Genomic DNA, 13,059 nt, shown 5'->3' on the forward strand with positions numbered 1-13,059 from the left:
CCGGGTGAGGCGGCGGGTGATTCTTCTGCTCACCCGGTCCGGACGGGATCGGCGAGCGCTGATGAGGTTTACCGTCGCCTCATGCCTCCGGCCCTTGTCCGCCCGTACGTCCGGGCCATCCCGATCACCCATGTCGCACCAGCCCACCAGGGCCGCTCGTTCGTGCCGCCACCCCGGACGGCACCGCCCGACTACCGCCCGCGCCACTCCACCGCCGGGATCCCCGTCGTCCCGGCGCCGGCCCAGCCGGTCCCGCCGACCCGGCCGGCTGGGGTGGTGCGGGCGGTCGTGGCGAAGCACCCGGGAACCCCGCGACGCCCGGGGCACTCGGCCCGGGCGTCGCGGCCCAGGCAGCGCCGGACCCCCGCCCTCGCCTGGGGCGCGCTGCTGATCGCGCTCGCCGCGACCGGGATGTCGATGCGCCCCGGCGAGCTGCGGGAGGGCAACCTCACCGCCGCCGAGCCGGGGCGGCCGCAGATGGTGCTCGTCCCGGCACCGGCCGCCGCGCCGGCCGTACCGCCGCGCGATCATCGGGCCAAGCACCTCCCCGACGCCCCCGTCCCGCCCGCGCGCTGAGGGCCGGCACCCATCGGGTCCCGTGAAAGGGTGACCGTGCGGCGCCGCGGGTGACATCTGCGGTACCGTGTGGGGGCTCGCGCACGGGGAGTGAGGTGACGCGGTGGCGGGCACCACCCTGGGCGGCCTGGCGCCCGGCGATCATGTGTGCGTCCTCCACGGCGGCCTGGTGGGCCGGTCCGGCGTGCTCGAAGCGTTCATCCTGCCCGCGCTGGACAGCGGTGACAAGGTCATCTGCCGCATCGCCAGGGTCGCGCCGGCGGTCGTCGCCGAGGCCCTCGAGGCCGCCGACGGCCGCGCCCGCGAGGCGCTGCGCAGCGGGCAGTTCGTGATCACCGGCGCCCGGGAGAGCTACCTGCCTTCGGGCGCGTTCGACCCGGAGCGGGTCATCGACGCCTGGCGCGAGGAACTGGACCGCATCCGCGAGGATGGCTACCCGGGGATGCGGGTGGTCGGCGACATGAGCTGGGCGGCGGACCCGGTCCCCGGGACCGAGCGGCTGGCCTGGTACGAGGCCGAGGTCAACCGGGTCTTCGTCGCCGGGTTCGCCTGCGTGGTCTGCCTGTACGACCGCAGCACGTTCTCGCCGGCGCGCCTGCGGCAGTACATCCAGGCCCATCCCGGCACCATCGAACCGGGCGTTCCCCGCATCCCGCAGTTGCGGCTGCGCTACACCAGCGACCCGCGCGGCCTGGCGATCGCCGGCGAGGCCGACATCGCCAACCGGACGGCGCTGGCCGCCGTGCTGGCCGGCCTGCCCCACGACGCGCCCGGCGACGGCCCGCTCACCATCGACGTCTCCGGCCTGACCTTCGCCGACGTGGGGACGGCGGCGGCCCTGCTGCGCTGCACCAGGGAGATCCCGCAGCTGCGCCTCACCGGCCTCAGCCCATACCTGAGCGACCTCCTGGACATGGTGGCACAAGCGACATGAGAGCGGGCGCGGCCGCGGGGCACCGGGGCCACTTTCACGAGACCGCCTTCTACGGTTCGGACGAGGAGTTCCTCGCCGTCGTGGCGCCGTTCTTCACCGAGGGCCTCGCCGTGGGCGAGCCGATCATCTCGGCGTTCGCCCCGCACAACCAGTCGATCGTGCGCTCCGTGTTCGGCGGCCGCGCCGGCATCCTGTTCGCCGACGCGGGCGCCCACTACGCCAGCCCGGCCACCGCCATCCGCCGATACAGCGGACTGCTCGCCGACTACGTGGCGGCCGGCGCCGCCCAGGTCCGCCTCGCCGGCGACGTGCCCCACCCGGGCCTGGGCGCGCCGTGGGACTGGTGGGGCCGCTACGAGGCCGCCGTCAACCGCGTCTGGGACGACTTCCCGGTCTGGGGCCTGTGCCCGTACGACACCCGCACCACCCCCGGCGACGTGCTCGACGAGGTGCGGCGCACCCATCCGCGGATCGCCACCACCGCCGGGCAGCACCACGCCAACCCCGACTTCGTGCCCCCCGAGGACTTCATGCGCGACCGTGCCTGGTCGTGGCGCGACCCCGTCGAGGACACCGAGCCGCTGGCCTACCTCACCGATCCGGCCCCCGCGACCGTCCGCGCCACCGTCGTCGCCACGGCCCCGGCCGCCGGGGTGCCGGCGAACGACGTGCGGGGCATGACCCTCGCCGCGACCGAGGCCGTCACGAACGCCATCGTCCACGGCGTGCCGCCGGTCGAGGTCCGCGTGTGGGCCGCCCCCGGCCGCATCGTCGTGGCGGTCACCGACCACGGCCCGGGCTTGTCGGACCCGCTCGCCGGCCTGCGGCCGACGGGCGCGGCGACGGGCGGCCTGGGACTGTGGGTCGCCCATCAGGTCTGCGCGTTCGTGTCCATGCAGCACCGCGACGGCGCCTTCACCGTCCGCCTGGTCGCCGGCCGGCCCCACCCCTGACGCAGCCCGGGCCGGGCCGGCGCACCCGCCCGCCCGGCCCCCGCGAACTGTGCTACGGGTTCCAGACCTGGAACTCCGAAAGCTGGCCCGCCGGCCAGCCGGTGTTCGCGCCGACCGTCACCCGCCAGTACCGCTGCGTCACCGCGGGGAAGGTGATCGTGACGGTGTTGTTCGACGCGGGGGAGAACGTGTACGACGCGGCCGCCGCCACCGTGACGAACGACGATCCGTCGGCCGAGGCCTGCAGCGTCAGCGTCTGGTTGCGGGCGCCCCACGACGCCGGCAGCTGCAGCACGACCCGGCCGGCCTGGCGGGCCGAGCCCAGGTCGACCTGGACCCACTGCGGGAACGCGTTGTTGACGCTCTCCCAGTAGCTGCCCTGGTTGCCGTCGGTGACGTTGGACGAGGCGTACGCCTGGTTGTGCGACGACTCGGTGGTCGGCCGGCCCGCGGCCAGGTTCGTCGGGGTCGTCGCGCCGCCCGCCGTGAACTGCAGGCTGTTGAGGTTCCAGCCGGCGTTGTCCTCGGCGAGGGTCAGCACCTGGGTGCCGGCCGGCAGGGTGAGCGTCGCGGTGACGGTGGCCCAGCTCTGCCAGCCGCCGGTCGCCGGGATGTTCACCGCGCCGGTGAGGTTGCTGCCGGAGGCGTCGGCCAGGTGCAGGGCGCCGGTCACGGCGCTCGGCGCGGCGACCCGGGCGCTGAGCGTGTAGGCGCCCGCGGTGGCCACGTTGACGGTGTAGCGGAACCACTGGCCGCCACTGGTCCAGCCGAGGTTGTAGCCGCCGCCGGTGTCGGACGTGGCCTCCAGGTCGACGCCGTCGGCGCGGTAGGCGTTGCCGGTGCCGTTGACCGACGTGACGTTGTACGCCAGGCCCTGACCGCCGGTGTCGTAGTTCTCGGCCTGGACCGTGCCGGGGATCGCGGCGGGAGCGCCGCCGAACGGGGCCTGGACCGGCCCGCCGCCGCCCTGCCAGCTGTTGCCGCTCAGGGTCGCGGCGAAGCCGCCGGAGTTGTTCAGGTACGGCGACGCACCGGCGCGCAGCCCGGTGACCGTGTTGCCGGTGATGGCGGCCGAGCCGCTCGGCGCCGGGTAGAACGGCGGCGCGACGACGATCCCGTTGCGCCACGGCGACGTGACGGTGTTGTTCTGCAGCTGGGTGTTCGTCGACGTGGAGAACCCGATGCCGTCGTACAGCGCGTCGACGACGGTGTTGTTGGTGACGGTGACCCGGTCGACGGCGCCGACGTTCTGGCCGTCGCCGCCGTTGCCGACCTGCAGCGCGGGCTGGCCCTGGTTGTAGCCGTTGCCGCCGGAGCGCGTCACGACGTTGCCGTTGACGGTGGCGCCGAGCAGGTCGCTGCCGTTGACGCCGAACCGGCCGGCGCCGAGGCCGATGTAGCGCGCCGTGTCGCTGATCGCGTTGTACTGCACGTCGTGCCCGCTGCCGCCGTAGATGCCGATGCCCTTGCCGCCCCACGGCGCGATCACCGTGTTGCGGGTGAACGACACGTTGGACATCGGGGTGTAGTACGTCCGGTTGCCGTTGCCGTCGGTGTTGTAGTTGACGGAGTTGATGGCCATGCCGTCGTCGCCGGTGCCGCGCACGAAGTTGTTGGTCGCGGACAGGTTGTTGCCGACCGAGTTGTTCAGCGAGACGTTGTTGAGGTTGATGCCGTCGGCCCAGATCGAGGTGAGCCGGCTGTTGCGCACGGTGCCGCCGGTGCCGGAGGCCCAGAAGCCCGACAGGGTGTGCTGGGTCCAGATGTTGTCGGCGACCCAGTTGGTGCCCGTGGTGTCCATCGCACCGCCGGCGCCGTCGGCCGTGGCCCGGCTGGTGGCGTTGGAGTCGATGTGGAAGTCCTTCACCGTGCACGACGTCACCTGGAAGACCGCGCCGAGCGGGGTGTTGTTCGGTAGCGGTACCGCGCGGTAGATGGTGCTGTACCAGGGTCCCGCGCCGGCGATCGTGATCCCCTGCGCGTGCAGGCCGTTCGTGCCCTTCAGGTAGAACGTCCCGGCCGGGATCCACAGGATCTTGCCCTGGGCCTGCGCCTGGTCGATGCAGCTCTGGATGGCCGCGGTGCTGTCCACGCCCGCGTTGCCGGGCACCGCGCCGCAGGAGGTGATGGAGATGGAGTTCGCCGGCTGGGCGATGGGCCCCGGCGGGTTCTCCACGTCGACGACGTCGATGTCGTAGTACGACGCGGTGTTCGCCGCGTCCTTCTGCAGCGCGAACGTGGCGCCCGGCGCGATCGGCGCTCCGTTGACGAAGGCGCTGGCCTCGTCGAAGAAGACGCGCGGGTTGCCGTCGGCGGGGTTCTGGTCGCTGCTGTCGTTGTAGTGGTTGTTGCCCTCGTAGACCCAGGTCTGCTTCGAGCTGAGGTTCAGGGCCTGGCGCAGCGCGCCGTCGACGTACAGGTTGAGGGTGGCGGTGATCCCCCCGCCGGTGGGGGAGTCCGGGATGCTCGCGCGCACGACGAGCGCGCTGATCGGGCGGCCGGTGGTATTCGTCCACTGCACGCGCTGGCCTGGGCCGGCCAGGTGCACGTACGCGTGGCCGGACGCCTCCAGGGCGGGGCTGGAGTACTGCGTGGTCGGTGCCGCGGTCAGCGACACGGTGGTGGCGCCGCCGCCGGGCGTGCCGGCCTCGGCCTCGTAGCTGGTGAAGGGCGTGCTCGCCCCGGCGGCCGGACCGGCGGCGGCCGGAGCCGGCGGTGCCGCCAGGAGCAGCGCGCCGGCCAGGGCGGTGGCGGCCGCCGAGGCCAGCACGCGGCGCGCGCCATTGATCGATGGTCGTCTCATCGGAGTCCTCCTCGGACCTGCGGTACGTAGCGGCGTACCTCGCGGTCCGTGAGCGCACCGCCGACGCGCGGCTCGGAACGCGACTGACGCAAGTATTTGCATACAACGCTCCGAACAGTCGCCCGTCAAGGGTCATCTTTCGGAGGTTCTTCGGCAAAAATTCGACGGCCTGAGGACGTTGGCGGACTGACGCGTGCCCTCACGCGTCGAACGAGAAGACGATCATGTCCAGCATGGGGATGCCGTCCTCGTGGATCGGCGGGCGGATGTAGGCGAAGAAGTCGCGGTGCACGGTCAGCATGCGGAAGCCGCACCGCTGGTAGAACGCGATGTTGTCCAGCGAGGAGTTCGCGGTGCCCACGATGAGCCGCCGCCCGTGCGCGGGCAGCTCGGCCTGCAGCGCGGCCAGGATCCGCCGCCCGTGCCCGAGCCGGCGTTGCTCGCGCGCGACGGCGAGATACACGATCTCGCTCGGCTCTCGCGCCGCCCAGCGCACGACGGCCGCGCCGACGGGCACGCCGCCGTCGCGCGCCGCGTAGGCCCGGCACGCCGGCTCGTCCAGCACGGCCCGGATCCGCTCGTCGCCCTCCTCGGCATCGCGCAGGATCGGCACGAGCTCCTCGGCCGCGGCCCGGTCCACCGCGACCAGCTCGAACGGCGGCGTCATGTCGCACTCCTTCGTCGGGACCGCCAGGTTGGCACCCGTTCGCGGGCAGGCTCAACCGATAAACGTCCGGGCCGTGTTCCGGTGCACCCTCACCCTCGGCGAGGTACGCGCCGGGCCGCCGGCGCCGCGATGGCCGGGTCCGGCGCTCACCCGGGCATGAGGCTCGGGCCGCTCGGGCGCTGACCGCCCCGCGCGAGGTGCACGATGGTGACGTGGCCGTGGACGTGCTGACCCAGATCGAGATCGGCCGGCCGCGCGACGTCGTCGCCGCATACGCCGCCGACCCGGGCAACGCCCCGCAGTGGTACGCCAACGTCGACTCGGTCGACTGGCGCACGGCACCGCCCGTGCGCCTCGGTTCGCGGGTGGCGTTCGTGGCCCGCTTCCTCGGCCGGCGGCGCGTCCACACCTACGAGGTCGTCGAGTACACCGCCGCCGAGCGGCTGGTGATGCGCACCGCCGAAGGGCCGTTCCCGATGGAGACCACGTACACGTGGGCGGACCACCCCGGCGGCGGCACCCTGATGACCATGCGCAACCGCGGCGAGCCGGCCGGCCTCGGCCGCCTCGCGGGGCCGCTGGTCGCGCTGGCGGTGCGCGCCGCGAACCGCAAGGACCTCGCCGCGCTGCGCCGCCGGCTCGAGCGGGGCTGACGGGGCTGGGCGGCCCGGCACGCCGCCGAGGCCGTCTACGCCTGACCCTGGCGGGGCCCGGCGCGGCCCTCGCGGGGCAGGCGCAGCTCGATCGCGCCGCCACCCCCGGCGGTGGCCGTCCGCAGCGTGCCGCCGTGCCGGGCGACGACCGCGCGAGCCAGCATCAGCGCCGTGGAGGTGCGCGCCCCGCCGGTCGCGGTGAAGAGCCGGTTGCTGGTGAGCTGCTCGTGCAGCGGCAGCCGCACGAGCCACCCGTCCGGCCCGGCCGTCGCCGTGACCCGCACCGGCGCGTCCCCGGCGGACGCGACCGCCACGGACAGCAGCCGCTCGAAGAGGGCCGCGAGCCACGCCGGGTCGGCCGCGATCGTGGCGCGCGGCTCGCCGTCGACGGCCAGCGTGACGGGCGCGGCGGCGGGCTCGCGGGCGTTCCACCGCGCCACCGCCTCGCGCAGCAGCCCGTCCAGCGGTACCGGTCGCACGTCGAGCTCGACCTGACCCTGCTCCAGCGCGTTGAGCGTGGACAACTCGTCGACGACGTCGCCGATGCGGGCCGCGTTGCGCCGCACCACGTCCAGCAGCTCGCCCACCCCCGCCGCCGCGGCCGCGTCCGGCATCAGCTCCAGCATCGTGCTGGTCGAGGTGAGCGGCGTGCGCAGCTCGTGGCACAGCGCCGAGACCAGCTCCGTCTTCTCGGCCACCTTCTGGGCCAGGGCCCGGTTGTGTTCCCGCAGCCGCCGCCGGACCTGCGATTGCAGGGTCACGTCCCGCACGACGAGCACCCACCCGCCGTCGCCGGGTTCGCCCGGGGCGTCCGGCTCGAGGCGGTGCCAGGCGGCCTGGACGCTGCGCCCGTCCGGCAGGCACAGTTGCTGCGGGCGCGGCGGCGGGGGCCAGCTCAGCGCCGCCGCGAGGGCCGGCGCGCCGCGGGCCGTCAGGGCCTCGGCGATCTCGGACAGCGTCATGCCCAGCGGGTCGGCCAGCCGCCCCTGCCCGACCAGCCCGAGCAGCTCCGGGACCGCCCGGTTGACCAGCACGAGCCGCCCGTCGGGCCCGGCCACCGCGACGCCCACGTCGAGCACCCCGATGACCTCGGCCAGCAGGTCGGGCGCGATCCCGGGCGCCGCGGCCACCCGCGCCCGCCCGGCCGATACCGCCGCGTTCACGGATCAGCTCCGCGGCGACTGAGGCGGCACGTGGGCGGCGAGCCCGGTGCCCGTGGGCATGAACTCCATCAGTTCACGGACCGCCGTGTCGTCGTCCTCCTCCGCCGGCAGCACCGTCGCCATCGCACCCCCAGGACCTCGGGTCGGTTGCTTTCCGTTCGACGGTACCGAATCCGCATGATCCAGATGCTACGTTCGGCAGGATATAGCCGACATACCCGACATGCACCGTTGGTCGTCCCTGCGGCCGGCGCCATCGACGAAGCGCATAGGGAGGTCGCCCCTCCATGCCCGCCGCACCCCGGCCTCCTGGCTCGCCGCCCCGCCCCGTGGCGGCCCGCGCCGACGCGCCCACTCCGGAGGCGCCGCGGCTGCGGACCGAGTTCATCCGCATCGCCGCGCACGAGCTGCGCACGCCGCTGACCGTCATACGCGGGTACAGCGACGTGCTCGCTTCCGGTCGCGCCGGCCCGATGAGCGAGCAGCAGCAGCGCATGGTCGCGCTGATCGACCTGTGCGCCGGCCGCGTGTACGGCGTCGTCGAGGACCTCATCGTGCTGTCCGGCCTCGACGACGGCAGTTTCGGCCTCGCCCCGCGGCCGACCGTCCTCGCCCCGCTCGCCGCCCGCGCGGCCGGGGAGCTCGCCACGCCGGCCCGCGCCGCCGGCGTGACGATCGACGTCGCCGTGCCCGAGGCCGTCGGGCTCCACGCCGACCCGCACCACCTGCGGCGGGCGCTGAGCAACCTGCTGTCCGCGGCGATCGGGTTCGCGCCGCGGCGCGGCACCGTGCGCCTGGCCGCCGACCCGTGCGCGGAGGGCGGCGTGCGCGTGGTCATCGCCTGCCCGGACGGCGGCACCCCCGCCGCGGAGCAGCGCGCCGCGTACGAGCGGTGCTTCGGCCCCGGGCCCGGCCTCAATCCCGGCGTCGCCGAGCTCGAGGGCGTCGGGCTGGCCCTGGCGGTGGCCGGGGTCGTGGTGCGCCGGCACGGCGGAACCCTCGACGTCGTGGCGCAGGACGCGGGCATCGCGGTCACCGTGACCCTGCCGCCCGCGCCGCCGCCCGACCCGGCGCACGTCCTGCTGCGCCGCCGCGGCGCCATCAGAACGTGAAGAGCGCGACGACCGCGTTCCGGCGGTGGGCGGGCACGCCGGCGGGGGTGTCAGCCGCCGAGCGAGGCGAAGAAGTCGCCGAAGCCGTTGGCGATCTCGAGGATGCTGCCGCCGATGGTGCCCACCACGTTGGCCGCGGACTGCGGGCGGTAGGCGACGAAGAACACCAGGAACGCCAGGCCGCCCCATTTGAGGATCTTCTTGACCATGGTCGCCTATTTCTCCCCATCCGGACGCTGGACATTCAGCGTAGCTGATCTGTGACACTCAGTGAAACTTCTCCATATGGTACTGCAATGACGATCGCAACACACTGAGGGGCATTCACGGTGGGTTCACTCAGGCCGCACCGGATGCACGCGAGGGCGTGACCCTCCGCCGGGGGCGAGGGGACGACAGGACAGGACCCGCGCGGGGTCGCAGCCGCCCTTCAGCCGGCCTGGATGGGTGGGTGAGACCGCGCTCCGAGGCCCGCTCCCGTGCCGGTGCGAGCACGGCCTGCGGCGTGATCGCGGTCATCTCAGCGGCCCACATCCGGTACGCCGGGCCAGCCGGTCGCGGCGCGGCAGCCGGGCCGGCGTCGGCGCGTACAGGCCCAGGGCGACGAGGGCGAGCGCGCCCATCGCGGCGGCGAGCCACAGCAGCGCGCGCCGCCGGAAGGGACGTCGGCAGGGGGATCGGCATGCGTCGGCGATCCCGTGTGCCGCGCGCCCCGGGTCGGGGGTGAGGCTGCCCCTGCCGGCCGCCGAGTCCGATCAGTCCGGCAGGATCTCGAAGCCGGCCCGCAGCAGGTCGGCGGGCTTGGAGCTGCGCCCGACGAGCAGCTCGAAGCGGCCCGGCTCGACGACCCGGCGCCCGTCGGCGGTGACCAGCGAACACGCCGCCGCCGGCAGCTCGAGCTCGACCTCGAGCCGCTGCCCGGGCTCGACGGTGACCTGGCGGAACGCCTTCAGCTCGCGCTCGGCCCAGGTGACGCTGGTGACGAGGTCGCTGACATACACCTGCACGGTCTCGATCGACGGCCGGGCGCCGGTGTTGGCCACCGTGACGCGGGCCCGCACGGTGCCGCCGGCCGGCACCAGGTCGCGCTCGACGCGCAGGTCCGAGTATTCGACCGTGGAGTACGACAGGCCCTCGCCGAAGGCGAACAGCGGCTCCTGGGTCAGGTCGGCGTAGCGGTTGCCGTGCTGGCCGCGGATCTGGTTGTAGTACACCGGCAGCTGCCCGGCGTGCCGGGCGAACGAGATCGGCAGGCGCCCGGCCGGCTCGATGAGCCCCAGCAGCAGCTCGGCGACGGCCCGGCCGCCCTGCATGCCCGGGTTGAACGCCTCGACGATCGCGGCGACGCCGTCGGCCGACGGCGGCAGGGTCGACGGCTTGGACTGGATCAGCACGACGATCACCGGCCGGCCGGTGGCGACGAGCGCGTCGAGCAGCGCGTGCTGGCCGCCCTGCAGCTCCAGCGTCGCCGTCGACTTGCCCTCGCCGGTCAGTGCCACGTTGTCGCCGAGCACCGCCACGACGGCGTCGCTGGCCTCGGCGAGCGCGACGGCCTCGGCGATCGCGGCCGGGTCGGCGGGCGCGGGCTGGAACAGCGGCGGGCGGGGCTGGCCGTCGGGGAAGTGGCTGCCGGCGGGGTCGGGCTGCAGGCTGCCGATCTGCGCGCCCGGGGCGTGCGCGACCGTCCAGCCCTGCGGGGCCAGCGCGCGCAGCCCGTCGAGCACGGTCGTGATCGTCTCTCGCGGGTGCCCGTCCGGCATCCAGTCGACCTGGCCCGACGCGCCGGCCCAGTCGCCGAGCTGGGCGTGCGGGTCGTCGGCGTTGGGGCCGACGACCGCGATGCGCCGGGTCGCACCCGACAGCGGCAGCGTGCCGTCGTTGCGCAGCAGCACCAGCGAGCGGCGGGTGAGCCGCAGGTTGAGCTCGGCGTGCGGGGCGCTGCCGATGATCGCGGCCTGGCGCTGCGGGTCGGCGGCGCGGGGGTTCTCGAACAGGCCCAGCTCGAACTTCAGGCGAAGGATGCGGCGCACGGCCGCGTCGATCCTCGCCTCGGCGAGGCGGCCCTCGGCCACGGCCCGCTGCGCGGCCTCGAAGAAGACCGGGGTGGTCATGATCAGGTCGTTGCCGGACTCGACCGCGACGACGGCGGCCTCCACGTCGTCGGCGCAGACCTTCTGCTCCCAGACCATCCGCCCGACGTTGTCCCAGTCGGTGACGAGCGTGCCGGGGAAGCCCCATTCGCGCTTGAGCACGCCGTCGAGCAGCCAGCGGTTGGCGGTGACCGGGACGCCGTCGATCGCCTGGTATCCGAGCATGAACGTGGCGCAGCCGGCCTGCACGGCGCGCTCGAACGGCGGCAGGAACCAGGAGCGCAGCTTGCGCGGCGTGAGGTCGGCCTCGCTGGCGTCGCGACCGCCCTGGGTCTCGGAGTAGCCGGCGAAGTGCTTGGCGGTGGCGAGCACGGCGGTGGTGTCGCCCAGGCCGCCGCCCTGGTATCCCCGGATCATCGCGGCGCCGAACTCCCCGACGAGGTGCGGATCCTCGCCGAACGTCTCGTCGACGCGCCCCCAGCGCAGGTCGCGGGCGACGCACAGCACCGGCGAGAACGTCCAGTGCAGCCCGGTCGTGGAGATCTCGGTCGCGGTCGCGCGCGCGGCGCGCTCGACCAGCTCCGGGTCCCAGGTGCAGGCCATGCCGAGCTGGGTCGGGAACACGGTCGCGCCCGGCCAGAACGCGTGGCCGTGGATGCAGTCGTCGGCCATGAGCAGCGGGATGCGCAGCCGGGTGGCTTCGACCATGGCCATCGCCTCGCGGATGCGCTCCGGGGAGGCGTGCAGCAGAGAGCCGGCCGTCCTCGTCAGCACCGCGTCGGCGAGGTCGAGCCGCGCGTCGAGCTGCAGCATCTGGCCGATCTTCTCGGCGAGGGTCATCCGCCGGACGAGATCCTCGACGCGCTCCTCGACCGGCAGGGCCGCGTCCTGGTACGGGAGTCTCTCGGTCACAGTCGTCACGATCCGTCGTCCTCTGCCAGCATGCTAGAAACTTTTTCCGGTGTTTCCGGTTGATAGGGACGTTATTGGTAACCTAGGCTGCTGTCAATGCGCGAAACTGTTTCGGGAGGTGGCATGGGCGACCAGCATTCGCGCGTCACGCTGGAGGACGTCGCCCAGGCCGCCGGGGTGTCGAAGGCCACCGCGTCCAAGGTGCTCAACGGGCGCCCCAACGTCGATCCGCGGACCCGCCGCAGGGTCGAGGAGACGATCAACGCGCTCGGCTACGTGCCCAGCACCGGCCCCCGCGAGGCGCAGGCCGAGGCCGCCGCCGTCGACGTCGTGTTCGACTCGATGGTCAGCATGTATTCCCTGCAGGTGCTCCACGGCATCCTGACCGCGGCCCGCGACCTCGGCGTCGAGGTGGTCGTCGACGTGCTCGACCAGGCCGGCTGCGCGGGCACGCCGCTGAGCGACGCGTGGCTGACGCGCTCCGCCGCCCGCCGCCGCCTGGGCGTCATCGTGGTGTCGCTGGCCCTCACCGCCGGCCAGGTCCGCACGGTGGAGGAGCTCGGCCTGCCGCTGGTCTCGGTGGACCTCACCGGCCCGCTCGGCGCAGGCCTGGCCAGCGTCGCCTCGACCAACTTCGCCGGCGGGACGCAGGCGACCGAGCATCTGCTGGCGCTGGGTCACCGGCGCATCGGCTTCGCCGGCCTGCCCGCGCAGATCGCGGCGTCGCGGGAGCGGCTGCACGGTTACCGCAACGCGCTCGAGCTCGCCGGGATCGAGGCCGACCCGGCCCTGGTCGTGCACGGCGGCTTCTCCGCCGAGGCCGGTTGCCGGATGGCCCTGGAGCTGCTGCGCCTGCCCGACCCGCCGACCGCGATCTTCGCCGCCTGCGACGGCACCGCGTTCGGCGTGTTCGAGGCGGCCCGGCGGCTGGGCCGCCGGGTGCCCCAGGAGCTGTCCATCGTCGGCTTCGACGACGTCGAGCCGGCCAAGCTGTCCTCGCCGCCGTTGACCACGGTGCACCAGCCGATCGCGGACATGGGCCGGGTCGCGATGCGCACCCTGCACACCCTGGCCCACGGCGGCGTGCCCGACTCGTTGCACATCCAGCTCGCAACCCATCTGGTGGTCCGCGAGTCGACCGCCCCGCCGCGGGGCAGTGCTCCATGAGCACATCCACCACGAGGACGGCTTGGCCG

General features: G+C 74.0%; 11 protein-coding genes. 6 read left to right on the forward strand and 5 right to left on the reverse strand.

Going from position 1 to position 13,059, the window contains the following annotated elements; all coding sequences use genetic code 11:
• Positions 1-81: 81 nt before the first annotated feature.
• The 3 genes from ABT297_RS14355 (at position 82) to ABT297_RS14365 (ending at position 2,463) form a co-directional block, all read left to right on the forward strand.
• Positions 82-576, forward strand: a complete 495-nt coding sequence (locus tag ABT297_RS14355) for a hypothetical protein (protein ID WP_350548803.1) — start codon at positions 82-84, stop codon at positions 574-576.
• 103 nt (positions 577-679) lie between these two features.
• Positions 680-1,510, forward strand: coding sequence for an MEDS domain-containing protein (locus ABT297_RS14360; protein ID WP_350548805.1), 831 nt, complete (start codon positions 680-682; stop codon positions 1,508-1,510).
• The gene (locus ABT297_RS14365; RefSeq protein WP_350548807.1) at positions 1,507-2,463 is read left to right on the forward strand and encodes an anti-sigma factor RsbA family regulatory protein; all 957 of its coding nucleotides are present in this window, start codon (positions 1,507-1,509) and stop codon (positions 2,461-2,463) included. The genes ABT297_RS14360 and ABT297_RS14365 overlap by 4 nt, the downstream gene beginning before the upstream one ends.
• A gap of 52 nt (positions 2,464-2,515) precedes the next feature.
• Here ABT297_RS14365 and ABT297_RS14370 read toward each other — a convergent pair whose 3' ends face one another.
• Positions 2,516-5,266 (reverse strand): carbohydrate-binding protein, encoded by a 2,751-nt coding sequence (locus tag ABT297_RS14370; protein ID WP_350548809.1) that lies wholly within the window; start codon positions 5,264-5,266, stop codon positions 2,516-2,518.
• A gap of 199 nt (positions 5,267-5,465) precedes the next feature.
• On the reverse strand, positions 5,466-5,933 hold the full coding sequence (locus tag ABT297_RS14375) for a GNAT family N-acetyltransferase (RefSeq protein ID WP_350548811.1): 468 nt from the start codon (positions 5,931-5,933) through the stop codon (positions 5,466-5,468).
• A 212-nt stretch (positions 5,934-6,145) separates the two neighbouring features.
• Here ABT297_RS14375 and ABT297_RS14380 point away from each other — a divergent pair, with 212 nt between their 5' ends.
• Complete coding sequence (locus ABT297_RS14380) at positions 6,146-6,586, forward strand: SRPBCC family protein (RefSeq protein ID WP_350548813.1); 441 nt, start codon at positions 6,146-6,148, stop codon at positions 6,584-6,586.
• Between the two features lie 35 nt (positions 6,587-6,621).
• Here the strand turns inward: ABT297_RS14380 and ABT297_RS14385 are convergent, their stop codons facing one another.
• Positions 6,622-7,749, reverse strand: a complete 1,128-nt coding sequence (locus tag ABT297_RS14385; RefSeq protein ID WP_350548815.1) for a histidine kinase dimerization/phospho-acceptor domain-containing protein — start codon at positions 7,747-7,749, stop codon at positions 6,622-6,624.
• A gap of 287 nt (positions 7,750-8,036) precedes the next feature.
• On the opposite strand from ABT297_RS14385, the gene ABT297_RS14390 reads away from it, so the two are divergent.
• Entirely contained in the window at positions 8,037-8,861 is an 825-nt protein-coding gene (locus ABT297_RS14390; protein WP_350548817.1) for a sensor histidine kinase, read from the forward strand.
• A gap of 50 nt (positions 8,862-8,911) precedes the next feature.
• Here ABT297_RS14390 and ABT297_RS14395 read toward each other — a convergent pair whose 3' ends face one another.
• Positions 8,912-9,070 carry a hypothetical protein gene (locus ABT297_RS14395; RefSeq protein ID WP_350548819.1) on the reverse strand — a complete coding sequence of 53 codons (159 nt, stop codon included), beginning with the start codon at positions 9,068-9,070 and terminating at the stop codon, positions 8,912-8,914.
• A 546-nt stretch (positions 9,071-9,616) separates the two neighbouring features.
• Entirely contained in the window at positions 9,617-11,863 is a 2,247-nt protein-coding gene (locus ABT297_RS14400; RefSeq protein ID WP_350548821.1) for an exo-beta-d-1,3/1,6-glucosidase, read from the reverse strand.
• Positions 11,864-11,986: 123 nt separating this feature from the next.
• Between ABT297_RS14400 and ABT297_RS14405 the strand changes: the two genes are divergently transcribed.
• The gene (locus tag ABT297_RS14405; protein ID WP_350548823.1) at positions 11,987-13,030 is read left to right on the forward strand and encodes a LacI family DNA-binding transcriptional regulator; all 1,044 of its coding nucleotides are present in this window, start codon (positions 11,987-11,989) and stop codon (positions 13,028-13,030) included.
• Positions 13,031-13,059: the final 29 nt, after the last annotated feature.

The sequence above is a fragment of the Dactylosporangium sp. NPDC000555 genome (assembly GCF_040300025.1).
Taxonomy (GTDB): domain Bacteria; phylum Actinomycetota; class Actinomycetes; order Mycobacteriales; family Micromonosporaceae; genus Dactylosporangium.

What these genes read in the sequence shown, in the direction of transcription:
- ABT297_RS14355 (WP_350548803.1), top strand. Translation starts at nt 82, where the DNA reads ATGCCTCCGGCCCTTGTCCGCCCGTACGTCCGGGCCATCCCGATCACC.
- ABT297_RS14365 (WP_350548807.1), top strand. Translation starts at nt 1,507, where the DNA reads ATGAGAGCGGGCGCGGCCGCGGGGCACCGGGGCCACTTTCACGAGACC.
- ABT297_RS14370 (WP_350548809.1), bottom strand. Translation starts at nt 5,266, where the DNA reads ATGAGACGACCATCGATCAATGGCGCGCGCCGCGTGCTGGCCTCGGCG.
- ABT297_RS14375 (WP_350548811.1), bottom strand. Translation starts at nt 5,933, where the DNA reads ATGACGCCGCCGTTCGAGCTGGTCGCGGTGGACCGGGCCGCGGCCGAG.
- ABT297_RS14390 (WP_350548817.1), top strand. Translation starts at nt 8,037, where the DNA reads ATGCCCGCCGCACCCCGGCCTCCTGGCTCGCCGCCCCGCCCCGTGGCG.
- ABT297_RS14395 (WP_350548819.1), bottom strand. Translation starts at nt 9,070, where the DNA reads ATGGTCAAGAAGATCCTCAAATGGGGCGGCCTGGCGTTCCTGGTGTTC.
- ABT297_RS14405 (WP_350548823.1), top strand. Translation starts at nt 11,987, where the DNA reads ATGGGCGACCAGCATTCGCGCGTCACGCTGGAGGACGTCGCCCAGGCC.